Origin of the sequence: Protaetiibacter sp. SSC-01 (assembly GCF_014483895.1) — a bacterium.
Lineage (GTDB): Bacteria > Actinomycetota > Actinomycetes > Actinomycetales > Microbacteriaceae > Homoserinibacter.
Genome location: NZ_CP059987.1, coordinates 2,385,826 through 2,410,413 on the forward strand (window position 1 = coordinate 2,385,826; position 24,588 = coordinate 2,410,413).

At 70.4% G+C, this 24,588-nt stretch carries 17 protein-coding genes; 4 read left to right on the forward strand and 13 right to left on the reverse strand.

Translation table 11 applies throughout. The features are described 5' to 3' along the window. Position 1 precedes the first annotated feature (1 nt). Together H4J02_RS11290 and H4J02_RS11295 are read right to left on the reverse strand one after the other, a co-directional pair. Positions 2-2,113, reverse strand: a complete 2,112-nt coding sequence (locus tag H4J02_RS11290; RefSeq protein ID WP_187674672.1) for an acyltransferase family protein — start codon at positions 2,111-2,113, stop codon at positions 2-4. A 37-nt stretch (positions 2,114-2,150) separates the two neighbouring features. Further along, positions 2,151-5,051, reverse strand: a complete 2,901-nt coding sequence (locus tag H4J02_RS11295) for a hypothetical protein (RefSeq protein WP_187674673.1) — start codon at positions 5,049-5,051, stop codon at positions 2,151-2,153. 94 nt (positions 5,052-5,145) lie between these two features. Between H4J02_RS11295 and H4J02_RS11300 the strand changes: the two genes are divergently transcribed. From H4J02_RS11300 to H4J02_RS11310, 3 genes are read left to right on the forward strand one after another with little or no spacing between them, the layout of a single operon-like run. Beyond that, the gene (locus H4J02_RS11300) at positions 5,146-6,702 is read left to right on the forward strand and encodes a hypothetical protein (protein WP_187674674.1); all 1,557 of its coding nucleotides are present in this window, start codon (positions 5,146-5,148) and stop codon (positions 6,700-6,702) included. Further along, positions 6,699-8,840 (forward strand): hypothetical protein, encoded by a 2,142-nt coding sequence (locus H4J02_RS11305; protein ID WP_187674675.1) that lies wholly within the window; start codon positions 6,699-6,701, stop codon positions 8,838-8,840. The genes H4J02_RS11300 and H4J02_RS11305 overlap by 4 nt, the downstream gene beginning before the upstream one ends. Next, positions 8,833-10,905 carry a hypothetical protein gene (locus tag H4J02_RS11310; protein ID WP_187674676.1) on the forward strand — a complete coding sequence of 691 codons (2,073 nt, stop codon included), beginning with the start codon at positions 8,833-8,835 and terminating at the stop codon, positions 10,903-10,905. The genes H4J02_RS11305 and H4J02_RS11310 overlap by 8 nt, the downstream gene beginning before the upstream one ends. A 4-nt stretch (positions 10,906-10,909) precedes the next feature. Here the strand turns inward: H4J02_RS11310 and H4J02_RS11315 are convergent, their stop codons facing one another. From H4J02_RS11315 to H4J02_RS11340, 6 genes are read right to left on the reverse strand one after another with little or no spacing between them, the layout of a single operon-like run. Then, positions 10,910-13,147: a glycosyltransferase gene (locus H4J02_RS11315; protein ID WP_187674677.1), complete on the reverse strand. Its 2,238-nt coding sequence runs from the start codon at positions 13,145-13,147 to the stop codon at positions 10,910-10,912. Positions 13,148-13,161: 14 nt separating this feature from the next. Then, positions 13,162-14,652 carry a glycosyltransferase gene (locus tag H4J02_RS11320; RefSeq protein WP_187674678.1) on the reverse strand — a complete coding sequence of 497 codons (1,491 nt, stop codon included), beginning with the start codon at positions 14,650-14,652 and terminating at the stop codon, positions 13,162-13,164. Further along, positions 14,649-16,481, reverse strand: a complete 1,833-nt coding sequence (locus tag H4J02_RS11325; RefSeq protein ID WP_187674679.1) for a glycosyltransferase — start codon at positions 16,479-16,481, stop codon at positions 14,649-14,651. Before H4J02_RS11325 ends, H4J02_RS11320 begins: the two co-directional genes overlap by 4 nt. 11 nt (positions 16,482-16,492) lie before the next feature. After that, entirely contained in the window at positions 16,493-17,653 is a 1,161-nt protein-coding gene (glf, locus tag H4J02_RS11330) for a UDP-galactopyranose mutase (protein WP_187674680.1), read from the reverse strand. Between the two features lie 58 nt (positions 17,654-17,711). After that, entirely contained in the window at positions 17,712-18,557 is an 846-nt protein-coding gene (locus H4J02_RS11335; protein WP_187674681.1) for a glycosyltransferase, read from the reverse strand. Next, complete coding sequence (locus H4J02_RS11340) at positions 18,550-19,500, reverse strand: glycosyltransferase family 2 protein (protein ID WP_187674682.1); 951 nt, start codon at positions 19,498-19,500, stop codon at positions 18,550-18,552. The genes H4J02_RS11335 and H4J02_RS11340 overlap by 8 nt, the downstream gene beginning before the upstream one ends. A 131-nt stretch (positions 19,501-19,631) precedes the next feature. Here H4J02_RS11340 and H4J02_RS11345 point away from each other — a divergent pair, with 131 nt between their 5' ends. Then, positions 19,632-20,096, forward strand: coding sequence for a GtrA family protein (locus H4J02_RS11345; RefSeq protein WP_187674683.1), 465 nt, complete (start codon positions 19,632-19,634; stop codon positions 20,094-20,096). Here the strand turns inward: H4J02_RS11345 and H4J02_RS11350 are convergent. The 5 genes from H4J02_RS11350 to H4J02_RS11370 are packed head-to-tail and all read right to left on the reverse strand — an operon-like array spanning position 20,084 to position 24,571. Beyond that, on the reverse strand, positions 20,084-20,902 hold the full coding sequence (locus H4J02_RS11350) for a sugar phosphate isomerase/epimerase (RefSeq protein ID WP_187674684.1): 819 nt from the start codon (positions 20,900-20,902) through the stop codon (positions 20,084-20,086). The genes H4J02_RS11345 and H4J02_RS11350 overlap by 13 nt on opposite strands. Continuing rightward, positions 20,899-21,669 (reverse strand): NAD(P)-dependent oxidoreductase, encoded by a 771-nt coding sequence (locus tag H4J02_RS11355; protein ID WP_187674685.1) that lies wholly within the window; start codon positions 21,667-21,669, stop codon positions 20,899-20,901. Before H4J02_RS11355 ends, H4J02_RS11350 begins: the two co-directional genes overlap by 4 nt. Further along, on the reverse strand, positions 21,666-22,481 hold the full coding sequence (locus H4J02_RS11360) for a glycosyltransferase family 2 protein (protein WP_222942176.1): 816 nt from the start codon (positions 22,479-22,481) through the stop codon (positions 21,666-21,668). The genes H4J02_RS11355 and H4J02_RS11360 overlap by 4 nt, the downstream gene beginning before the upstream one ends. Continuing rightward, entirely contained in the window at positions 22,468-23,466 is a 999-nt protein-coding gene (locus tag H4J02_RS11365) for a glycosyltransferase (RefSeq protein ID WP_187674686.1), read from the reverse strand. Before H4J02_RS11365 ends, H4J02_RS11360 begins: the two co-directional genes overlap by 14 nt. Next, positions 23,459-24,571 carry an FAD-binding oxidoreductase gene (locus H4J02_RS11370; protein ID WP_187674687.1) on the reverse strand — a complete coding sequence of 371 codons (1,113 nt, stop codon included), beginning with the start codon at positions 24,569-24,571 and terminating at the stop codon, positions 23,459-23,461. The genes H4J02_RS11365 and H4J02_RS11370 overlap by 8 nt, the downstream gene beginning before the upstream one ends. Between the last annotated feature and the right edge of the window lie 17 nt (positions 24,572-24,588).

Below are 24,588 nucleotides of genomic sequence, written 5' to 3' on the forward strand. Positions count from 1 at the left end.
GTCAGGGGAGATCGCGCACGGCGCTCGCGAGGAACGGCGCGATCGAGCGGGCGAAGAAGCTCGACATGTGGTTCGCGTCCCCGTACGCGACGAACCCGCCGATGACCGAGTGGCACAGCTCCGCGTCGCAGAAGTGACCCGTCAGGTCGAGGGGCAGCACCCCCTCCTGACCCTCGGCCGCGGCGAGCAGCGGGTCGGTGGTGAGCGCCGTGGCCGCGTCGGCCGTGCACGGGTCGACCGTCGAGCGCGCCTTCGCGACGCACTCGGGGATGTCACCCACGCCCATCTGCGGAAGGTCGGCGAGCACGACCACCGTCTTGCCCGCCTCCGCGAGCGCCGCCCAGGTCTCGCGGTAGCCCGCCGCCTGCGCCTCGTGGGTGTCGGCCGGGGCTCCCCCGTCCACCGTGTACTCGCGGCTGATGCTCGAGGTGAACACGATCGAGATCTCCGGGTCGGCGACGATGCGCTGCAGCACGGCGTCGTTCCACGCCCGGCAGCTCTCGGCGCCCGCGGGATAGAACACGGCGCTGAGCCCGTCGGAGGCGTTGAAGGCGCACGACGATTTCGCGATCATGTCGACCCGCCACCCGCGCTCCGCGGCGACCGCGCCCAGAGCGCTCGACCAGTGACCGGCGTGGGAGTCGCCCACGAGCGCGACCCGCGTCGTCGCCCGGTCCTCCGGCGCGCCGAACGTGCACTCGAGGATCGCGTCGATGTCGCGGTCCTGCTGGCAGGTGTCGCCGTTCGGCACCACGTTGCGGGTGTTGACCGCGTTGACGAGCACCGAGTCGGGGAAGGTGAGAAGGTGCGGATCCGCGCAGTCCGCGTCGGCCGCCGTGGCCGCGGCGCCGAAGCACGCCGCGCCGCTGTCGAGCTCCTGCTCGAGCTGCGCGGTGACCGACTCGAACCGCTGCTGCACCGACAGCCACACGCCCCCGGCGGCGCCGACCACGAGGGCCATCGTCGCGACCGATGCGACGAGGGTACGGACGCCGCCCTGCAGCCACGGCGCCGCGCGGAAGGGGTCCTCGACGAAGCGCTTGGTCACGGCGGAGAGCACGAGCGCCACGACGAGGAGCGCGAGCTTGTAGACCGTTCCCGCCTGCGGGATGACCGCGAGGAGCAGGATGACGAGCGGCCAGTGCCAGAGATAGAGGGAGTACGAGATGTCGCCGACCCACTGCACCGGGCGAAGACTCACGAGACGATCGGGGGCGAAGCGGGTCCCCGAAGTGCCGGACCAGATGACGGCCGCGGTCGCGACGACGGGGAGCGCCGCGACCCACCCGGGGAAGGGCAGGGTGTCGCGATAGATCAGGACGCATCCGACGAGGACGACCCACGCGGCCCACGCGAGCACCGTGCGTGCGCGTGCCGACGGGACGACGGCTGCGGGCACCAGGGCGAGCAGGCCGCCGACGCCGAACTCCCACGCACGCGTCGGCGTGATGAAGTAGGCCGCGAGGGGGTCCGCGGCCGTCCACCAGATCGAGAACGCGAACGAGGCGGCGACCACGACACCGAGCACGATCGCCACGACCCTCTCGCGCCGGGCGGCGAGCCGGGCGGCGAGCACGATCGCGCCGATGATGATGAGCGGCCAGACGATGTAGAACTGCTCCTCGGCCGAGAGCGACCAGTAGTGAGTCACGGGCGAGGGCGAGGCCGCCGAGGCGAAGTAGTCGGTCGCGTCTGCGGCGAGCGCCCAGTTCTCGACGTAGAGCGCGGCGGCGCCGACGTGCCGCATGACGTTCTGCCAACTGCTCACGGGGAGCGCGACGGCCGTGATGACGAGGGAGGCGAGCAGCACGAGGAGGCTCGCGGGGAGCAGGCGCCGCGCGCGGCGAGCCCAGAATGCGCCGAGCCGGATGCGGCCGCTGCGCGTCGACTCTCGGATGAGGTGTCCTGTGATGAGGAAGCCCGAGATCACGAAGAAGATGTCGACGCCGATGAACCCGCCGTGCACGAGTCCCGGCCAGAAGTGGTTGCCGACGACCGCGAGCACCGCGAGGGCGCGCAAGGCCTGGATCTCGGGACGGACCTCGCGGCGCGACGGCGCGACGATGCCGGCTGTCGGGCGCGGCTCGGCACCCTTGAGGTCACGCCGGCTCACTCGAACACCTTCCTGTCGGCGTCACCGACGTTCCCGCTCAGCGGACCAGGACGGCCCCGACTCCCGCACGCCACTCGATGCGGCCGGATTGGAAGTACTGGACGAAGTCGCCCCCGCCCGTCGCGGTCTGCCAGCCACGGGGGTAGCCGATCTCGGATCCGACCGGCCCGCCGACCTTGAGATAGTAGTCGCCGATTCCGCCGCTCACGAAATATCCGCCGAGGCCCGACCAATAGATGCGGCCGCTCTGGAAGGCCTGCACCCAGCCGCCGTCGGACAGCTCGTACTGGGGACCGACGGGGAAGCCGAGGCCAGAGCCGCTGCGACCGCCGCGGGCCACGTAGAGCTGCCCGATGCCGCCGGGCACGAGATACGCCGGCTGGCCGTCCTGCATGTAGATCCGGCCGCCCGAGAACGACTGATAGAGCCCTCCCGGGGTGTCGCCGACCGGCGCCGTCGGGTACCCGACGGTGGAGGCCGGCCCGCCTGCGGCCTCGTAGGCCTCACCGAGCGGCCCCGTGACGATCTGCGACCCGGTGGATCCGCTCCAGTAGATCGAGCCGTTCTGGAACCTCTGCACCCAGCCGGCGCTCGTGGGCTGGTACTGGCCCGAGGTCGGGAAGCCGAGGCTCGATCCGGTCGCTCCCCAGCGCGCGTAGTCGAGGCCGATGCCGCCGGGCACGCCCCACGCACCCGTCTGCGAGGACCAGTACATCGTCCCGTTCTGGAACTTCTGCGAGACGCCGTTCGCGATGTTCGTCGCTCCAGCCGTGGGGTAGCGGAGCGGATCCGCGGTCGGCCCGCCGTTGCGGTCATACGCCTGCGCGATCTCTCCCGTCACGACGACCGCGCCCGTCCCCGGAGCCCAGTAGATGGCGCCGCTCTGGAACCTCTGCATCCAGCCGCCCGCGCTGTCGCCGAGCTGGAACTGCTGGCCGATCGGGTACCCGAGACCCGACCCGAGCGGACCACCGGCGGCCGTGTACTTCTCACCGATGCCGCCCGAGACACGCTGCGGCGCGAGACCGTCGGCGCCGTAGATGCGGCCGTTGACGTACGAGTCGTACCAGCCGTTGCCCGCGCCACCGATCGAGGTGCGCCCGCCGACCTTGGCGCCGAGGGATCCCTGCGGACCGCCGTTCGCGTAGTGGGACGCGCGCGTGGGGTCCGAGATCGTGGTCGTCGCGGTGCCGTTCTCCCAGCGGATCGTGCCGTACTCGAACTGCTGCGTCGTCACGGCGCCCGAGGTCACGGCGTCGGCCGTGGGGTAGCCGAGACCGCTGCCGAGGGGCCCGCCCGCGGCCTCATAGGCGATGCGGATGCCGCCCGTCACAATGCGGGAAGCGCCCGACCAGTACACGGCACCGTTCTCGAACGGCTGCATCCATCCCCAGGAGCTGATCTGTCGCTGCGCACCGGCGGGGTAACCGAGGCTCGCGACCGTCGGCCCGCCCCACGCCGCGTAGTCGATGCCGATGCCGCCGGGAACCTGCCAGGCGCCCGTCGACTCGGACCAGTACAGCCTGCCGTTCTGGAACTGCTGGATGGCTCCGCCTCGCGGCCCCGCGACCTGATCCGCGGTCGGGTAGCCGAGGCCGCTGCCGACGGGACCGCCCGCGAGCTCGTACGCGTCGCCGAGCTTGCCCGGGACGAGCCGCCCGCCGCCCGCGGAGCTGTAGTAAAGGCGTCCGATCTGGAACTCCTGGATGGTGCCGCCGCCCACGGAGTACTCGGGATCCACCGGGTAGCCAAGGCCGGAGCCGAGCGGGCCGCCCATGCGCTCATACGTGGTGCTGATCCCGCCGCGCACGGGTACGGACCCGAGCGCGGGGGTCCAGTAGATCCTGCCGTTCTCGAAGTCCTGAACCCAGCCGTACGCGGCGTCGTCGAAGAGCCGCTGCTCGGAGGTCGGATAACCGAGGCCGGTGCCGTGCGGTCCGCCGCGGTTCGTGTAGTAGATGCCGATGCCACCCGATGCCGTTCGGGCCCCGGTCTGAGACGACCAGTAGACCTGGCCGTTCTCGAAGTTCTGCATCCAGCTCCACCGGGCGCGGTCGACCAGGAACTGATTGCTCGTGGGCGCCCCGAGCGCCGCGTTCGTCGCGCCGCCCTTCGCGACCCAGTACTCGCCAATCGCACCTGAGACGCTGTAGCCCTCGATCGTGCCGAACCAGTCGCTCCACAGCCGCCAGAAGTTGCGGTTGCCGTAGGAGCTGCACCCGTCGCCCGTGCCGTAGAGGTTGCCGAGCGCCGCGGCGTTCGGCTGGTAGGGCGTGTAGATGTAGAGGCCCGCGGTGGCCTGGTTCTGGATGTAGACGCTGCCCGCACCGCACGCGGAGTTGGGGTGCCACTTGATGGTGTTCCAGCGGCCGGCCTGATAGTTCCAGGAGGTCGGAGTGGCCTGATAGATCTTGAACTGTCGCGCGGCCTGATAGACCTGGTTGAAGAAGCCGTAGAACTGGGCGTCGCAGGGCGCCGTGTCGGGGCACCCGTAACCGGTCGCCGAGCGGTAGCGACCCGTCGTGGGGACCGTCGTCGTGACGAGGCTCTGCTCCTTCTCGAGGAGCACCAGCAGCACGCGGGCCGAGATGCCACAGCTGCGTTGCACGCCCTCGATGATCTGCGCGGCCGTGTGCCACACCGCGCCGTAGCCCGAGCAGTACCGGTCCGGAGACTTGGCGACGGTCGTCACCGCGTAGTTCTTGAGGCAGAGCGAGCCGCCGCACGCGGCACCCTTCTGGTCGAGGAACGCCTGGATGGCGTCGACCGTCATGTCGGAGCCGTTGTAGAAGGCGGCGTCGCTGATGAGGTAGCCGGGGTTGAAGAGGGACGCATCAGCCGCCTCGGCCCGTTGGGTCTGCGGCGGGAACAGTCCTACGACGAGCGCGACGGCCAGCCCGCCGATCAACCACTTGCCGATCCTCTTCCCGGTGCGCACGTTACCTCCCCGTTCCGAGCCCCTTCTTCCAGGCTAACCTCGCCGGCCCGGATCATCGGGGAAGCTGCGGCGCGGGTCGGTAGGCTTGATCGCCATGCGATCCCCCGACGCGACGCCCTCGCGCCTGCCCGATGAAACCGCCCCGGCGACAAGCGCCCTGCTGCGGATCGGGGCCCTCACCACGGTCGCAGCAGCCGTCGTCGTCGTCGTGCTCATCCTGGATCTCGTCTCGCGCCCGATCGCCGACGACTACAGCTGGCTCGCCGCAGGCCGGGATCGAGGCGTCGGGGGCTTCACGATCTGGTTCCTCACCGACGTCACCGGCCGCTTCTCCAATGCGGCCCTCATGGGCGCGACCACGGGCATCCTGGGCGACCTCGCCGTTCCGGTCGTGCCGGCGGGCCTTCTCGTGCTGCTCGTCGCCGCGACCGCCTGGCTCGCGACGACGGTGCTGCGCGTGACTCTCGGGTGGGCGCGCCGTGAGGCGATCGCAGGCGGTGCGGCGCTCGCGCTCGTCGCGACCGCCGCACTCGTCATCGCGACGCCGAGCATCTACGACGCCTTCGTCTGGTACAACTCGGCGTGCATCTTCCTCGCGTCCCTGGCGGCGCTCGTCGCCGTCGGCGCGGGATGGCTCCGCCTCGAGACGTCGGAGCGTTCGCCGCTGCGCCCCGCGACCGGGGCACTCGCCCTCGCGGCGCTGCTCGCGGCGGGCTTCGCCGAGTCGACCGCCGCCGTCGCCGCCGCCATCGCGATCCTCGCGCTCACCGCCCGTCTGGTCGCGAAGCGCGGAGGGGCGCGTCTCATCCCCTCGGCAGCCGTCCTCGCGGGCACGCTCGTGGGCACGCTCATCGTGTTCTTCCTCCCGGGCACGTTCCGCCGCCTGCAGATCCAGGACGAGATCTTCGAGCCGCTCACTCTCGGCGGGTTCGTCAAGGGCACCCTGACGGGCGGGCTCATGCCGTGGTCGCTCGTGAGCACCTGGCGGGTCGTGGCCGTGCTGCTCGTGGCTGCCGCCGTATGGGCCGTCTGGCACGCACAGCTGCGTCGTCACGCCCGCCTCGTCGCGGCATCCGCCGCCTTCCTCGCGATCGTGCCCGCGTTCGCGAACGCGGCGCTCACGATGTACACCGTGCACAGCGTGCCCTATCGCTCCCAGCTCGTCGTGACGATGTTGACGGTCGTCGGCCTCGGCGTGGTCGTCGCGGTGGGCCTCAGCCTGCTCGGCGAGCGCGTCCGAGCGCGGGCCGGCACGGTCTCGTGGGCTGTGGCTGCTGTGACCGTGCTCGCCGTAGCCCTCCCGCTCACGAGCGTCGCGGAGGCGACCTTCGCACGCCACGGCCTCGAGACCTTCCGCGACGCCGACATCCTGCAGCAGGTCGACGGCGACGGGCCGGTCGAAGTCGTGCCCGCGCCTCTCCTGCTCGCGACGACGGAGGCGACCGAGTTCGGCTTCGCGGGGGCCGGGGGCACCTCGGGCTGGTACTTCGGGTCCATCGCCTCCTACTACGGCATCGACAGCGAGCGGATCGTCGTCGTCGAGGAGCAGCCCCCCGGCTACTGCGTCAACCGCGACTGGTCGCGATTCATCGACGGACGCGACCTCGCCGGCTACTATTCCGTCGCGTCGTGCACGGATCTGGCCCGATGACCCTTTTCCGCGAGGACACGATCCGGCGCGCCACGACGGTCTCGACGTGGGCAGCCGCGGTCTACCTCGCTGCCATCGCGATCTCCGCCGTCGTCATCGCCGTCGCCACGGCGGCGAACTTCTCCGGCTACGGCGTCGACGGCCCGTTCCAGCTCTACAACCCACTCCGCCGGATGGCCGAAGGAGAACTGCCGGGGCGCGACTTCCCGTTCTTCCACGGACCGGGCGTCGTCGCCATCCACTATCCCTTGTTCAGCATGCTGGGGGGCAACATCTTCGCGTCCGAGATCGCGCGGTGGCTCGTGTCGCCCGCACTGTTTCTGGGCAGCGGCTACCTCTTCTTCTGGTCTGCGCTGCGCGGGAAGCGGGCGGCCCTCATAGCGATCGCCGTCGCGACGGCGATCGTCCTGCCCTTCGACCGCATGGTCGACCCGAGCAACTCCCTCCTCGGCATCCGCACGACCTTCCCGCTCCTCGCGGCGGCCGCGTACTTCTGGACGCCGCGTCGCCACCGGATGCTCGGTCCGATCCGGATCGACTGGTCGCGCGTCCTGGTGATCGTCGCGCTCGGCGTCGCCGTGCCGATGGGGACCGAGCAGGGAGCGGCAGCGATCGGCGCCTACCTCCTCGTCTCCACCGTCCGCCAGGCGATCACCTCCCGTTCGGTCGTCCGCACGCTCGCGTCGACCGCGTTCGACACCTTCGCCCTCCTCGTCGCCGTGCTTCTCGCGACCGCCGCTTTCACGGGGGGCCACGCCATGGAGGCGCTCCGCTACGCCTTCATCGACGTCCCCGCCGACCAGGGGTGGGTGTTCGGAGCGCCGCCGAACACCAATCTCACGTGGGAGGCGCTCCGCATCGAACTCCTCGGCGGATGGACGTTCCGCCTATCCCCCGTGCCCGTCTATTGGCTGATGGCGCTCCTCGCGATCGCGAGCCTCGTCGTGCTGCGACGGCTGCGCGTGATCGGTCCGCGCATCCTGTGGCCGGCAGCCTTTCTCCTCGTATACGGGCTCGCGACGCTCGCGTCGGTCGTCGGCTACGTCAATCTGCGGGACCAGATGGCGCCCCTCGCGCGCGTCTCGGCCATGCTCCTCGTCCTGCTGGCCATGCTCACGATCATGCGCGCGGACCGCCTCGCCACACTCCCCTCGGGTCGAGTGATGCGGACGGGCATCGTGCGCGGCATCACCGGGGGCATCGTCGTCGTCATGGTCGTACTGATCGGGGCGTCATCGGCGCACCGCGCTCAGACGGTGCTCTCGGTGCCGGTGCGCAGCTCCTTCGCCGCCGCACCCGCATCGTTCGGCGCACCCGACGCCGACATCGTCGGCGAGGGGTGGCGCATGGCACTCGACGCGTTCGCCCCGCACATCGCTGACGACGAGATCGTCTGGTCGACCTACCAGGGGCTCTATCAGAGCGTGCGGGGGCAGCTGACTCCGGCCGCGGGCGGCGAGGACTACATCATCCACGCCGTCGGTGCAGAGCGCCGCGACGCCTACACCGCCTCTTTCGTCGAGGTCGACCCGCGGTACGTCATCACGCTCAACCCGAACTACTCCATCTACGAGGAATGGCTCTGGTCGCGCTTCCCGCAGTTCTACGAGCGGGTCTTCACGCACTACCGGATCGTCGCCGTGAACGGCACCAACTATCTGTGGGAGCGGCTCGACGAGGACGCGCGTGCTACGTCCTGGACCGCGCTCGACCTCACCGACGGCGTCGCCGAGCTGCCCGCCGCGGACGATGAGGTGCGGCTCTTCGAGGTCGAGGTGGAGTACGAGGCCGGCACGAGCATCGGCCCTCTCGACCGACTCCCCCGCTATCTCGTCGACATCGAGGATTCGGGGCTCGCCTATCCGGTCGCCGTGCCGCCCCAGCGCGCGAGCTGGACCTTCTTCGTCCCGTCCCTCCCCGGCCAGGGAGGACCTCAGCTGAGTGCGTCGACGATCGGCATCGTGCCGTCGGCGGAACTCGACATCACGGGTATCCGGTACCGCGAGGTCGACGTCGACAGCGACTCGCGCGAGCTCTTCGTGCACAACTTCTGCATCACGAGCGTGGAACAGCGTCCGGAAGCCTTCTGCGACGACTACCGCGACGCCCGCGAGGAGCGCTATGGGTCCCGTGACTGACGCCCGCGCCGGCCGCATCCTGCGCGGCACCGTCGTCGGCCTCGCGGTCGCGTACCTTGCGACGCTTCTCATCGCCTCGGTCGCGCGCGCGCTTGCGATGGCGACGGGCTTCGACGGCTTTGGCGTCGACGGCCCATTCCAGCTCTACAACCCCCTGCGTCGGCTTGCCGAGGGGGGCGTACCGGGCGTCGACGTGCCGTTCTTCCACGGAGTCGGGGTGCTCGCGCTCCACTTCCCGCTCTTCGCGCTGCTCGGCGAGAACATCTTCGCGTCGGAGATGTCGCGCTGGCTCGTCTCGCCGATCGTCTTCCTCGGCACGGGGCTCATCGCGATGCGGATCGTGCTCCGCCGTTGGCTCCCGGCGATCGTCGGCCTCGCCGTGTACACGATGATCGTGCTGCCGCTCGACCGCATGGTCGACCCGAGCAACTCGCTGCTCGGCATCCGCACGACGCTCCCCGTGCTCGCCGCGGCCCTGCTTGCGGCGACCCCCCGCCGCGGGTGGCGGCTCGGCTCCATCTCGATCGACCTGCCGGTCGTGGGCGCGATCATCGCTCTGGGATTCGCCGTGTCGTTCGGCACCGAGCAGGGAGCGGCGGCTTGCGGGGCGTTCCTCGTGATCCGCGCGATCATGCTGCTGCGAGCCCGTGCGCGCTGGCGCACGCTGCTCCAGCTTTTCGTCGAGGCGGTCGCCCTCGTCGTCGCGATCGTCGGGGCGTCGGCGCTGCTCACGGGGGGACACCCGCTCGAGGCGTTGCGCTACGCGCTCGTCGACATCCCCGGCGACCAGGGCTGGGTGTTCGGCGCGCCGCCCAACGTCAGCCTCACGTGGGACGCGCTCCTGTGGGAGCTGCGAGGCGGGCCGACCTTCCAGCTCACGGCCGTGCCCGTGTACTGGATGCTGGCCCTCGCGGCCCTCGTCGCCGTCGTCGTCGCCCGCCGCCTGCGCGCTCTCCGCTCGCGGGCCATGTGGGCGGCCTCGATGATGGGTCTCTACGGACTCGCGGTGCTCGCATCGATCACGGGCTACCTCAATCTCATCGACCAGATGAGCCCGCTCGCGCGGGTCGCCGGCTTCTGGCTCGGCGCGTCGCTCGTCGCGATCGGGTGGCGTCTGCCCGCCCTCGTCCGGGTCGGAGCCCCCCGGCGGTGGGCGACCGCCGGGATCGCCGGTGTCGCGGCCCTCGCGCTCGTCGCGAGCACGGTCGGCAGCGCGACGCGCGCGATGCGCGATGCGTCGGCCGTCGACACGACGCAGCTCGCGGGCGCGACCACCGCGAGCGACGACGAGCTCCTCGGCGAGCGCTGGCGGGAGCGGGCCGACGCCTTTCTGCCTCTGATCCCTGACGACGCGACCGTGTGGAGCGAATACAGCGGGCTCATCGACAGCATCCGTGGCGACCTCACGCCCGCCCCCGGTGGCGAGGACTACGCGATCCATGCGCTCGGCGAACGCAGGGGGCCCTATGAGGACGCCTTCCTCGAGGTGCGTCCGGACTTCGTCGTGACGTCGCGATCGGGGTACAACCTGTTCTCGGAGTGGCTGTGGTCGCGCTGGCCGCGGATGTACGGCGAGCTGTTCCGCTCCTACACGCCCGTCGCCGAGTCCGACGCCTACGTGCTCTGGGAGCGCGGCACCGCCGCGGAGACCCACGCCCTCGGGTCGGTGCTCTCGGACGGCGCCATCCGGCTGCCGAGGAACGACTCGGACGAGGTGGTCGTCTATCGCGTCACCGTGACCTACGACGCGCAGCTGACGCGGCTGCCCCTGGCGTCGCGCCTTCCTCGCTATCTGCTCGAACCCGCGGGAACCTCGCTCGTCTTCCCCATCTCGCTGCAGCCGGGGCTCGGCGAGACCTGGGCCTTCCTCGTGCCCGTGCTGCCAGGTGCCGAGGAGCCGAGCCTCGCCCCCCGCACGAGCGGCATCGTGCCGTCAGCGCGGCTCACCATCACGTCGGCGGTGGCGGAGCAGATCTCGATCCCGACGGAGACGCAGAGGTTCTTCGTCGACTCGCTGTGCGACAACATGCTGACGGACGTCGAGACGACGCCCGCGTGCCGCTGACGCGTCAGACGGTGTAGGAGTCGCGCTCGCGCACGGTGCGGGCGAAGGCCGTCCAGCTGTGCCGCTCGTCCACGAGCTCTCGTGCGGCGCGCCCGCGCGAACGCACTCCCTCCGGGTCGCCGACCATCGAGGCGATCTGGTCGACGTACGCGGCGGCGTCGTCGAATCGCTCGACGATGTAGCCGGTGGCGGGACCTACGAACTCCGCGACACCTCCCACGCGCGGCGCCAGGGCGGGCAGCTCGTAGGTCGCCGCCTCGAGAATCGTGTTGGGCAGGCCCTCCCACTGCGAGGTGAGCATGATCACGTCGTACCGGTCAGGCTCGAGCACCTCGAGACCCCCGTCGAAAGCGCCGCGATAGCGCACATGCGACGAGCGCGTGACCTCGCGGGCGGCCGAGTCGACCTCGATGCCCGCACTGCCGAAGACGTGGAACTCGACCGGCAGCCCCCGTTCCGAGGCGATGCGGGCGACGTCGAGCAGCACGTCGAGACGCTTCTGGCGGTCGAAGCGGGCGGCCCACAGCACACGCAGCGGTTCGTCGGCTGTGAAGGGCCGAACCTCGCGAGCGCGGGGCTCGAGCTCCGGAGGATCGACCGGCTGGTAGTGCACGGCGAACTCGCGCTCGGGGTAGTCGTAGGTCTCGCGCAGGAATCGCACGATGTCCGCGTTGTCGGTGAAAACTGCGTCGACGTGCTCCATGTACTGCCGAAGGCCCTTGAGCATGTAGTGCGTGAGGCGCCCCTCCTCGGTCTCGTCGATGCAGAAGACCGAGAGGAAGAGGCGACTGCGCTGGGCGAGTGCGGCGGAGTTCTTCGTGTAGACGCGGTAGCCGACGTTCGAGTTGACGAGGTGGATGATGCGCGGCGCGAGCTGCGTCATCGCCAGGCCGAGCACGCGGTCCTGCCGCTCGGGCTGCATCCCGTGGAACGCCTCCGGCACCTGGACGAAGCTCACCTCCGCGGGCAGGCGCGAGGCCCACTCCGACTCGCCGGGCTCGGTGCCGAGAACGACGATGCGGGCGTCGGTGTCGGCCTCGAGGATGGCGCGCACGTAGTTGAGGATGACCTTGTCGGCGCCTCCGCGGCGCAGCCACGGCACGACGAAGAGGTAGTCGGGGGTCGCACCCACGCTGTCGACGAGCTGCCAGTAGACGTCGGTGAACACCGATCGCTGGGGCGCGTAGTACTGCATGCGGGCGAGGGTGCGCTTCTCGGGGAACACGTGCGGCTCGATGCGGTGCATCGCGCGCCACTCCTCGCGCAGCTGGTCGGGGATATCGCCCCACGGCGCACCGCCGCGCGCGTTGTTGACGCGCCAGACGAGTTCTCGGAGCTCCTCCTGCACCATCGGGAACTGCGGGTGCCCGCCGACGACGCGGCGCACGGCGCGGAAGCCGGTCTTCGCGACCTGGACGACCGCTCGACGCCCGAGGCCCTTGACGCGTGCGCCGACGCCCGGGCGCGAGGCGGGCTCGGCGGAGCCGACGAGCGCGCCGCGGTTGCGCGCGTTGATGCCCTCGGGGATCGAGCGATCGGCGAAGTAGACGCTGTGAGGGAGCATCGCGGCTCCCGCGACGTGGCGGGCGAGGAGCGAGCCGACACGCTTGATGCGGTAGAAGAGCGAGGTGCCCGGCACGGGAAGGTGATCGATGCCCTTCGCGAGGGTCTCGGCGTTCCACTGCCAGTCCTCGGGACCGGTTCCCGTCTGCGCGTAGGTCGCGATGTAGGGCACGTCGACGAACGTCTGCCTGCGGGCGATGCACGTCGCGTCCCAGAGGTTGTCCTCGGCGAGCGCGAGCGCGTCGAACTGCGGGTCGCGGGAGGACACGATCTTCCACAGCACGTCGAGGGCGTCGAAGGACACGATGTACTCGGGGTGCGCGACGACGGGCTCCTCATGCGCCGCGACGAAGGCGACCGCGTTGCGGAACCAGTCGAGCGAGACCATGTTGTCGCCGTCGCACATCGCGACGAACTCGCCGCGCGCGAGGCGCACGCCGTCGTTGCGCGAGAGACCGAGGTCTCCGTTGTCCACGACCACGATGTCGTGCGGGATGTCGCCGAGCACGCGCGGCGCGGCGTCTCGGATGTACTCCTCGGTCGCCGGATCGGGACGGTCGAGCACGATGAGGACGTCGACGGCGAGCTCGCCCTCGGCCGCGCGGATGGCGCGCTCGATGCTGCGCAGCGTCGGGTAGGCGAGCCGCAGCTCGCGGTGGAGGTTGAGAACTGCGGTCAACGTCCGGTCCGGCGTCACCGAATCCGCCATCGGCTCACGATTCCTCTCAGCCACGTCGTGGCGTCGTCCAAGTCACGGAAGGCCTCGAGCTTGCGCTCCTGGTCGGATCGCGCTGCCTCGACGGCCGCGGGATCGGCGGACAGTTTCAGGACCGCCACCTCCGCGTCGCGCAGCAACCGCCGCGGTGCCCGCGGGACGAGCAGAGCGTCCGAGACGAGGGTGCGCTGGGCCCCCACATCCGCCGAGATGACCACGGCGCCCGCGGCATGACCCTCCATCGCGGTCAACGCTAGCCCCTCATTCTGGGAGGTCACGATGAGGCAGTCCGCCTCCGCGAAGGTGTGGTCTACCGGCACATCGGAACCCCGCAGCTCGATCACGTCCCCGAGGCCGTAGCGCGCGACGAGCGAGCGGATGCGGGGCTCGGCGGGGCCGGACCCGTGAAGCACCGCGCGCAGCCGCGGCATCCGCCCCGACCGCCGGAGCCGCCGCACGAGCTCGATGAAGAGCTCCGGCCGTTTCTGCTTCACGAGCCTGCCGACGAAGACGAGCGTCTGCGTGTCCGCGAACGGTCGACGCCGGTGTGCTTCGACCTCCCCCGCGACGCCGAGAAGCGTCGCGACGTGGATGCGATCTCGCGCCATGCCGGACAGCTCGGCGAGCTGCTCCGCGAGCGGCGGGGAGATCACGTGGTGGGCGGTGATCTGCGCGTCATGCTGGGCGGAGAGGAGCGGGAAGCCTCCGTCCTCCCACTCGACGAGGTGCAGCGAGTCGATGACGGGCACGTCGGGACGCAGGGCGGCGAGGCGCGGGAGCCAGCGGTAGACGGCACGGGCGTGGTGGATGAGCACGCCCCGTACGTCGAACGCGCCGAGCAGGGCGTCGAGGGCGCGATCCGCGTCGGCGGACGCGAGGTCGTCGAGCGGCAGGTGCAGGGCGCCGAGGGCGGCGGCCTGCGCAGCGAGCGGGTGCGCCGAGCGCTGATCCGTCACCAGGATGGGGACGAGCCCCGCCTCGGCGACGATGCGTGCGCTCGCGAGCGCCCAGCGCTCAGCACCCCCGACCTCGAGCCAGTACATGCCGACGATGACGGCCGGGCGACCGGCGCCGGGGGCGACGGGGTCGAGCCGCTCCGTGGCAACGCGCGCGCGGAAGGCCGGCGCGGCGGCACGCATCATGGCGCTGAGCCGCCGCTGGGCGATCTCGTCGGCGAGCACGGGGAAGCGGTCGTTGAGGGCCCTCCAGGAGCGTCGCAGCGCCGACGGCGCGGGCGGAACGGGCGGCTCCGGGAGCGCGAGCTCGACGCGGGCGGCCGGGCCGCCGCCCAGGGCGGACCGCGCGCGGACGCGGTCCCCGCCGAGCCCGAGCTCCAGTTCGGCGGCGGGGTGCAGCAGCGCCTCGCGCGAGAGGCGGCCGAGGGCGAGCATCCGCTCCCCGGGCTCGAGGCCGTCGAGCGTCGCCCGCGCGGGATCGTCGAGGGCGAGGAGCTCGGGCACCTCGATCATGCATCCCTCGCCGTGTCGGCGAAGATCCGCTCCCACGTCGCCCGCGAGGCGACACCGAAGCGGTCCGCGCGGAAGTCGGCGGCGAGAGCGTCCCAGCGTGAGCGGTAGGCGCGGTTGAGTCGGATGCTGCGCCGCACAGCCGCGCGGAACGCGCTGCGGTCGCGCGTGCGCACGACCCAGGCGCGCCCGTCGGCGGTGCGGGTCTGGATGACGTCCTGCGCCGCGATGTGCCACCAGCGCGCCGTGCCGTCCGTCACCCGCACGGGGCGTCCGCTCCCGGGCCGTGCGATCAGGTGGCGCAGCAGCTGCCCGCCGAATCGCGCGACGCGCCCGAACCGACCGGGCTCCGCACCCCCGATCGCGATTTCGCGCGCGGGCGCGAGCTCGTCCTCCGTCCGGACCCGCGTCTCCGGATGCTCGGACGCGAGCGCCCGGATGTCGCGCAGGCGCGTGCCGAGCTCGGCGACGAGCGCATCCGGTCCCGCGAGCACGGCCTCGAAGGCGAGGTGCCGAAGGGCGACGGCGTAGTAGTCCATCGAGAGCAGGTAGCGCAGGTCGATCGCCAGGTTGTGCAGCCACAGGCTGCCACCGCGACGACGACGCGCGTGCAGGAGCGCCGTCACGAGCCTGTTGCGAGCGTGGTAGAACGCCTGCCAGTCGGTCGTGTCGTCCTTGTTCGCCCATGCGACATGCCAGGCGGCCACGCCCGGCAGCGAGACGACGGATGCGCCGTCGGCCTGGGCGCGCAGGCCGAACTCGGCATCATCCCACTTGATGAAGAACGGCATCGAGTAGCCGATGCGCTCGACGAGGTCGACCGGGATGAGGCACATCCACCAGCCCGAGTAGTCGGGGCGGTACACGCGGTGCATCCAGGGCGTCTCGGCGAGGCCGCTCTCGGCGAGGTCGTGCCGCAGCGGCGTGAGCGATCGCCACACGAAGGAGCGCTGCTCGATGCCCTCGGCGAATGAGTGCACGACGGTCGGGTGTGCGATGTCGAGCATGTGGCCGCCGACGACCGTCGGCTCGCGGCAGTAGGAGGCGAAGGCGACCGCGCGCAGGATCGACTCGGGGTCGAGGCGGATGTCGTCGTCGAGCAGGATGACGAAGTCGCTGCGGCCGGCGACAAGCGTCTCGTGCATGCCGCGCGAGAAGCCGCCCGACCCGCCGAGGTTGGCCTGCTCGATGAGCTGCAGCATGTCGCCGAGTGCGGCGGCGACCTCGGGGAAGCCGTCGGCGGCTCGCACGTGGTCGGTGCCCTGGTCGACGACGTACACGGCGTCGACGACGCCGCGCAGAGCGGGCTCGTCGGCGAGAGCGCGGAGCACGTCGAGGCAGTAGGGCACGCGGTTGAGCGTGGTGATCGCCAGGCTCGCCGTCGCGTCATGGCGCGCGGGCACTGCCTCGGTCGACCATGCGATGCGGCTCGCGCGGACAGGCACGTCGCCCGCCTCGAGCTCGACCCAACACCATCCGCCGTCTGGGAAGCCGGTCAGATCGACGCGGTGCGTCCAGGCGCCCGCGGGCGCGTCGGACTCCACGATCGTGCGCGGCGCCCCCGTGCCGTCCGTCGCGACGACACGGACGCGGGCGGGCGCGCCGAGCTCGACGCCGAGGTCGACCGTCTCGACGACCGTCGCGGCGCGCCACTGCCCCGCCGGGAGCGCCGCGGAGTACCCGCTCAGCGCGAGCCGGGCACGGGGCGCGAGCTCGAGGGCGTCGCGCGACACGACGCGCACCCCTTCCGGAAGGTGCGGACGGTCGAAGACGAGGGCGAGGTCCGACTCCCGCTCGGGGAACCGGACCCGTGCGATCGCGGTCGGCGTCACGGGCGCGCGCCTCAGCCGGCGCTCGCGAGCAGCTGCGGGAGCTTGTTGTCGAACGCCGAGAGCGCCGAGCCGATCGCCATGTGCATGTCGAGATACTGGTATGTGCCGAGGCGCCCGCCGAACAGCACGTTCGGCTCCGCCGCCTGACGCTCGCGGTAGGCGAGGAGGCGCGCACGGTCCTGCGGGGTGTTCACCGGGTAGTACGGCTCGTCGCCGCGGTCCGCGAAGCGCGAGAACTCGCGCATGATGACCGTGGCGTCGCGCGTGTAGTCGCGCTCGGGATGGAAGTGACGGAACTCGTGGATGCGCGTGTACGGCACCGACTCGTCGCCGAAGTTCATCACGCTCGTGCCCTGGTAGTCCGGGATCGGCAGCACCTCTCGCTCGAAGTCGAGAGTGCGCCACTGGAGCTCGCCCTCCGCGTAGTCGAAGTAGCGGTCGACGGGACCCGTGTAGACGACAGGCAGACTGCCGACGGTCTTCGACTTCGAGAGCGCATGCCCTTCGTCGAAGAAGTCGGTGTCGAGCATGACCTGGATGCGCGGGTGATCGGCCATCCGCTCGAGCCAGGCGGTGTAGCCGTCGACCGGAAGCCCCTCGTGCGTGTCGCTGAAGTAGCGGTTGTCGTAGGTGTAGCGCACCGGCAGTCGGCTGATGATGTCGGCCGGGAGCTCGCGCGGGTCGGTCTGCCACTGCTTGGCGGTGTAGCCGCGGATGAACGCCTCGTAGAGCGGGCGCCCGATGAGGGAGATCGCCTTCTCCTCGAGGTTCGAGGCACCGCCCGTCGCGACCTCGGCGGCCTGCTCGGCGATGAGCGCGCGGGCCTCGTCGGGCGAGTACGACGCCTGGAAGAACTGGTTGATCGTGCCGAGGTTGATCGGCATCGGGTACACGACGCCGCCCACGTTCGTGTAGACGCGGTGCTGGTACGACGTGAAACGCGTGAAGCGGTTGACGTACTCCCACACACCCTCGTGGGAGGTGTGGAAGAGGTGCGCGCCGTAGCGGTGGATCTCGATACCCGTGTCGGGGTCGGCCTCGCTGTAGGCGTTGCCGCCGAGGTGCCCGCGGCGCTCGATGACGCCGACCCGCAGGCCGTGCTCCTCGGCGACACGCTCCGCGATCGTGAGGCCGAAGAAGCCCGATCCGACGACGAGGAGGTCGATGTCCATCACGCGCTTGTCATCCGTTTCCGCCCTCGGGCTGCGGGCCGCACTCCAGGATACGGCGTCACGCCCGATGCCGCCGCGCCACGAGGCGGCGGTAGGCGACACGGCGCACAGCGACCGGCACGAGCCGGTAGCCCCCGCGCACGACGACGTTGCGCACATACTGCCCGCTCGTCGTGAACCCCGACGCGCGGAAGGCGCGCTGCAGGGCGAGCTCGCTGCGAAGCAGCCCGATGCCGCCTCGGCGATGGTAGGCGCCCGAGCTCACCCGGTAGTGGACGAGCGGTTCGGGCACGTTCATGACGCGTGCACCGCGCGCGATCATGCGCGCGAAGAGCCAGTAGTCCTCCATGGTGCCCATCGGCAGGTAGCCGCCCGCCTCGAGCACAGCGGAGCGTCGGTACACGACGGTGGGGTGGTTGAAGGGCTGCTGGAACCGCGAGACGCGGACGATCTCCTCGGTGCCGAGCGGGGGCACGCGCCGCTCGAGGATGATCTCGCCCTCGCGCGGGTCCTGGACGAACTCGTACATCCCCGAGCCGACGAGGTCGAACCCCTCCGCGATGTGGGGCAGTTGCACGGCGAACCGGCTCGGCGCCGAGACGTCGTCGGCATCCATGCGCGCGACGACCTCGTGCGCGGCCTCTTCGAGACCGCGGGTGAGCGCGACGGAGAGCCCCGAGTTCTCCGGCAGGGTCACCACCCTGACCGGCACGGGCGAGTCGGCGACGAGCCGGGCGACGGCCATCGCGAGGCCCCCCGGCACAGGGCCGTCCTGCACGAGCACGACCTCGGAGGGCCGCAGCGTCTGATCGTGGACGGTGCTGCGGAACGCGCGCTCGAGGTGGGCGGGATCGTCGTTCCGATAGAACGGGAGGAGGAGCGAGAACGGAGGCAGGTCAGACACGGCCGCCTCGGCTCGCGAAGGCCGTGATCGCGTCGACGGCCGGCGGGAGGTCCGCCATCGAGGCCCCGTTCGGCCGTGGCGCACTGCGGGTGCCGTCACGCCAGCCGCGGGCGCGTGCCTCACGCAACACTCCCGGCTCGGCAGACCGGCGCACGGTGCGCATCCAGCGACGCACCGTCGAGCCACCGTAGACGAGCTTCTCCCATGCCGTCAGCCCGTCCGAGAAGCGGAAGAGCCAGAGCTTGTTGCGCACCTCGTAGTAGAAGCGGGGGCCCGGGTCGGCATCCGTCGAGCCGAGCACCTTCGTCTTGTGCACGACGACGCTGCCCGGGCAGTAGACACCCAGGCGACCGCGGATGAGGCGCGTCGAGTACTCGAAGTCGTCGTTCCAGATGAAGTAGTCGGCGATCGGCAGGCCACGCTCGCGCACGACGGCGGCGTCGACGAGTAGCGACACGAAGGAGGCGCTGCGCACGGGGACGAGGCCGAGCCCCTCGATCCGCGCGCGGGCCTTGCGCGAGGCGAACGGATCGCGTCGCGGCGTGTTCATCGGGTGGTCGGTGCCGTCGTGCCAGACGACGCGCGAGGCGTAGACGGATGCGGCGCTGCCGACCGCCTGCCGCGCGGCGAGGAGCTCGGCGAGGGCCGTCTCCGTCGGCACCGTGTCGTCGTCCATGATCCAGACGAGGTCGGCGCCGTGGGTGCCGATCGCGTCCGCGATCCCCACGGCGAAGCCGCCGGCGCCGCCCGTGTTCCGCTCGAGGCGGATGACGTTCGCACGTGGGCTCGCGGCGCGCGCGACATCCGAGGAGTCGTCGTCGGACGCGTTGTCGACCACGACGATGTCGTCGACGGGTCGCGTCTGAGCCTCGAGGGCCTCGAGGGCCTCTCGGAGGAGGTCGCGCCGATTCCAGGCGACGACGACAGCAGTGACACGGACCACAACGACTCCGGGTTCTTCCGGCACTCGAGACGAGGCCGCGACGGACGCACAAGCCCCGCTAGTCTACGAGGCGCCCATCCATGCCCGGTTACAGTGGAGGGTCAGCCAGACGAGACGAAGAGGCGGGGACCGTGCGGCACGTGAAGGCGATCCTCGGCATCCTACGGACGCGCGAGTTCTGGACCTTCTTCGGCGGCTCCGCCGCGGGCCTCGCCGTCGATCTGGTCGGCTTCCAACTGCTCGTGTGGGCGGGTCTGCCCCCCTGGCTCGCCAACGGCACGAGCTCGGTCGTATCGATCACCGTCGTGTACCTGCTCGTGACGCGCTACACCTTCGGCGTCGGAACGCGGCTCTCGACCTACGTGCTCTTCGTCGGCTGGTACCTGACGTCGATCGTCGTCTTCTCGAGCCTCATCCAGCTCGCGGTGTCGCTCACCGACTGGGTGCCGTTCGCGTGGAAGCTCGTGACGGTCCCGATCTCGTTCTCGCTCAACTACCTCTTCAGCCGGTTCCTGTTCCTGCCGAAGCAGAAGCACGACGCCGAGCTGCTCGAGGAGGAGACCCCCGACGACGGCCCGGAGGGTCAGCCGGCGTAGTAGCGCCTCGCGAGCTCGACGGCTGCTGCGGCGCGCGCCGGCCCTTCGCCCGCGTCGCCCGGGCGCATCTCGATCGACACCGCGCCCGTGTAGCCGATCGCCGCGAGCGCGGACGCCGCGGATGCGTGATCGACCTCCGTGTCCTCGAGCGCGCCGAGGTAGGGCGCGCTCGCGTGGAAATGCCGCAGAAGGCCGCCCGCCGCGCGCACCGACGCTCCGACATCGTCGCCGGCGAGCGTCATCCCGGCGGCGTCGAGGTGCAGGCCGAAGCCGGGGTGGTCGACGCGCGCGACGAGCTCGATCCCCTGCTGGGCGTTCACGACGTAGTTGCAGTCATACGCCGTCGGGTTCGGCTCGATGCAGAAGACCGTGCCGTGATCGACGGCGACGCGGCCGAGCCCACGGAAGAACTCCTCCGCGATCGCATGCGCCTCCTGGAGGTCCATTCCCTCAGGCACGCGACGGTTCTTCGGCGAGCCGAACACCATCCGCTCGGCGCCCAGCTGCCCGGCGAGCTCGATGAAGCCCTCGAGATATCGGGCCGTCTGCTCGCGCACCTGCGGGCTGCCGAAGACCTCCAGGTCGAGGCGCCCGAAGAGCATCGACTGGAAGGCGCTCACGCGGATGCCGTGGTCGGCCCAGAACCCGAGGTACTCCGCGCGTTCTGTCTCGCTCGTCGCGAGCGGGTCGGTGAAGGTCTTGGTGGGGGCGATCTCGACCTCGGTCACGTCGGCTGCCTGCAGGGCGGCGGCGACGTCGGCCTCCTCCTCGGCGGGCCACGCGATGTTGCTGATCGCGAGCCTCACCGGGCGCGCTCCGCTGCGACGAACTCGACGAGGTCGGCGAGCGTCTGCTCGCGCGAGAAGGTGTAGCCGTCGACCCCGCCGAACGCATCCGCGTGCACCGATCGCACGTCGTAGCTGCCGGGCTTCACGCCCTCGGGCTCATTGTCGAAGTCGATGCCGAAGGCGACGCGCGCGATCTCGTCCGTGCGCAGCGGCGGGCTCGAGAGGTTGACGAGGCGCAGCCCGGCGTCATGGGCGGTGCCGAGGTCGTGCCACAGGCGCGCGACGTTGTAGTACTGGAAGCTCCCCGCGCGGTGGATGCGGTCGACGTTGTTGTCGTGCAGGAGGTCGTAGATGACGTTCTTCTTGAGGCCCGGTCCGAAGAGCCCCGGCAGTCGCACGATGAGCGCCTCCGGGTGGTGCTCACGCACGAAGGATTCGAGCTGCAGGCGGTGCAGACCGTAGGGGTGCAGACCCTCGGTCGGGATGACCGTCGTCTCGTCGACACCGACCGGGTTCCCATAGACGTCGACCGTCGAGACGAGCACGAAGCGGTCGGCGCGCACACCGGCGACGAGCTCCTCGAGGTCGCGGATGTGGGCGAGGTCGGACTCCGGGTCCTGGTTGATGCGCCACTTCTCCGCACGTGCGGCGGCGAACACGACGAGTCCGAACTCGCGCCCGATCGCCTCGCGCGAATTCGCGGAGCCGTAGTGCTCGTCGAAGTCGCCAGCCGCGGCGAGGTTGCTCCCGACGAACCCCGATGCTCCGAACAGTGCTGACGTCATGCGCGTCGATCCTCCTTCAGCCGGTACTTCCCGGCGGCGGCGCGGAACAGCACGCCGAGCACGTGGATGTTGCCCTTGACGGGGCTGATCTTGGTGGGCGTCTTGCCCTTCGGGTAGGCGCGCGTCACCGGCGTCTCCGTCGTGCGGAAGCCCGGCCGGCGCGACGACTCGATCGCGAGGTGATAGTGCAGCTCGTAGGTCTGGAACACGTCGCGGAACACGCCGATCTGAGGCGACGCGAGCAGTCGCGCACTGTAGGCACGGAATCCGTTCGTCGTATCGGTGTGCCGACGGCCCGCCGCGAGGCTGATGAGCGGCGCATGCAGCACCTTGAGACCGATGAGCCTCGAGAGGGGGGTGTTGATGGCCTTGCCGCCGGGGATGAAGCGGGAGCCCTGGACGTGGTCGTAGCCCTCGTCGAGCAGGCGGAGGAAGTCCGGGATCGCCGCGACGTCGTCCTTGCCATTGCCGTCGACCACCACGACCCCGGCGTAGCCCTCGCGCAGCGCCCACGCGAAGGCCATCCGCATCTGCGCGCTGAGCTTGCCCGGTCCCGTCTTCGTGAGGAGTGCGCGTACGCCGTTCGCCCCGAGGTACTCGAGGTCGAGAGAGCCGTCGGTGCTGCCGCCGTCGGCGACGACGGTGTCGGCGTCGTAGCCGAGCTCGTTCATGCGGGCGAGCTGCTTCCGCACCTTCTCGCCCTCGTTGATGACGAAGACGACGACGCAGTAGCGGTGCGCCTTCGGGGCGAGCACGTCGATGCGCGACGCCGGCACCTGCCAGCCGGCGTCGTCGAGGTCAGTTGCTGACATTGCGGCGCTCGAGGTCGGCGATGAGCGTCTCGCTCTCGAGTTCCTCCATCACGAAGTAGCTGGGCTCGCGTCGCGTCTCGGTGAGGATCCGCCCGAGGTACTCGGCTTGCACCGCGATGATGACGGAGATCACGAAGAACATGAGGGAGAGCTGGAGCGACGTTGTCGTCCAGCCCTCCGCGACGCGGTCGGCGACGAGGCGCACGACGATGACGTACACGGCGTAGAGCAGGTTGAAGAGGCCCCCGAGCACGCCCACGATGGTGACGACGCGCAGCGGGTGGGTCGAGTAGCTCGACACCATCTCGATGGCCTCCATGTAGCCCGCCTTGAAGGTGCGGCGTCGCGAGGGCCCCTCGATCGGCGTGTACGAGTACTCGGTGAGGCGGAAGCCGATGAAGCGGATGAGATGACGCAGGTAGCGGTGGCTGCGCTGCGACGCCGTGAGCGAGTTGACCGCGCGGCGTGTGAGCCCCGTGAGGTAGGTCGCCTGCAGCGGGATGTCGACCCCGAGGTAGCGGCGGTTGTACCAGTAAAAGAGACGCCGCCCCATCCGACCGATGAAGTTGCTGTCGATCGGCAGGGTGCTGACGCCCTGGATGATGTCGTTGCCCTCCCGGCCGAGCTTCACGATCTCGGGGATCGTCTCGACCGGGTCGTGGGCGGGCGACATGACGACGACGTAGTCGCCGACCGCCGACTCGATGCCGGCGAAGATCGCCGTGTCGATCGTCGTGGGCCGCGAGAGGCGGAGGATGCGGATGCAGGGCACGGTCGCGAGCAGCTCGCGCAGCTGCACGAGCTCGCCCGGCTCGGCGCCGTTGTCGACGAGGATCACCTCGTAGTTGGCGTAGCGCGTGCTGAGCTCGGCGTGAACGCGGCGCACGAAGTCGCCCCCGCCGCGCAGGGTGGGGTCGAGCACCGCGACTACCGAGACGAAGACGTCGGAGAGCACCGGAGTCGACGTGGCAGGTGAATCAGCCATACAGAATGGTCAGCTCCTGAAGTACGTCATAGATGTTGTCTAGTTTGCCACCCATGATGCAGGTGTAGTTGCGGAGGCCGTGATCCGGCCGGAAGAGGATGGGGCGGGAGTCGTCGGACGCGCTCTTGGGCAGCACCGTCTTGACCTCCCAGATCGAGTCCTTCTGCTCCATGCCGACGAAGCCCGGGAGGAACCGCAGAAGGTCGGCCCGCATCGCCTGGTAGCGCGACACGGCGGGCAGCGAGGCGAGCACCTCGTGAGGGTCGAGCTCGCGCGGCAGCTCGTCGTCGCGCCAACGGTGGTGCGGTGTGTAGCGCACGTGGCTCAGGGTGTGCAGTCCGCGGCTAGGGAACGGCATGACGGAGAAGAACGGGCCGTCCATCACGGTGACCGCGGTCTTGCGCAACTCGTCCGGCAGCTCGACGAGGGCCATCTCGGTGATCTCGTGCTGGAGCGGCACCGTGGGGATGCCGGAGCGTCGGTGAAGGGGGTTGAGCTCCGAGTAGGTGGCGCTCACGACGGCGTGAGCACGTCGGGTTCCGCTCTGAGCGTGCACATCGATGTCGGTCTCACCCGCCTGCTCGATCGACTCCACCCGGTCGCCGTAGCGCACCTCGATGCCACCCGCGACCTCGATCCGGTCGAGCAGGACGCGACGCAGCACGCGCGAGTCGAAGGCCGGCTCGGTGACATGGTAGACCGCCTCGACCGCGAGGGGGTTGAAGAGCTCGGCGACCTCGGACTCGGCCGGCTCGAGGAAGGCGCCGACGCGCGCACAGAACAGCTCGAACTGCCGGGCGTTGACCTTCGAGAGGGTGCGGGCGATCGCGTAGTAGTGCTCGAAGTCGTCGACGACGGCATCGCCGAACTCGCGCACGAACACCGGGAAGTTCACCTGCGAGCGGTACGCCGTCAGGATGCTCCGCGGGTAGTGATATCCCCCGTGGACGCGCGCCTGGTTGACGTAGCTCGCGCGATCCATCGCGGCGTCCTCTTTCTCGAAGACGACGACGGAGTTGAAGCCGAGGCTCTCGCGCAGGTGGAGTGCGATGCGCAGTCCGTAGAAGCCGGCGCCGATCACGACTGCGTCGGTCGGCCGCTGCATCCGTTCAGACTAACAGC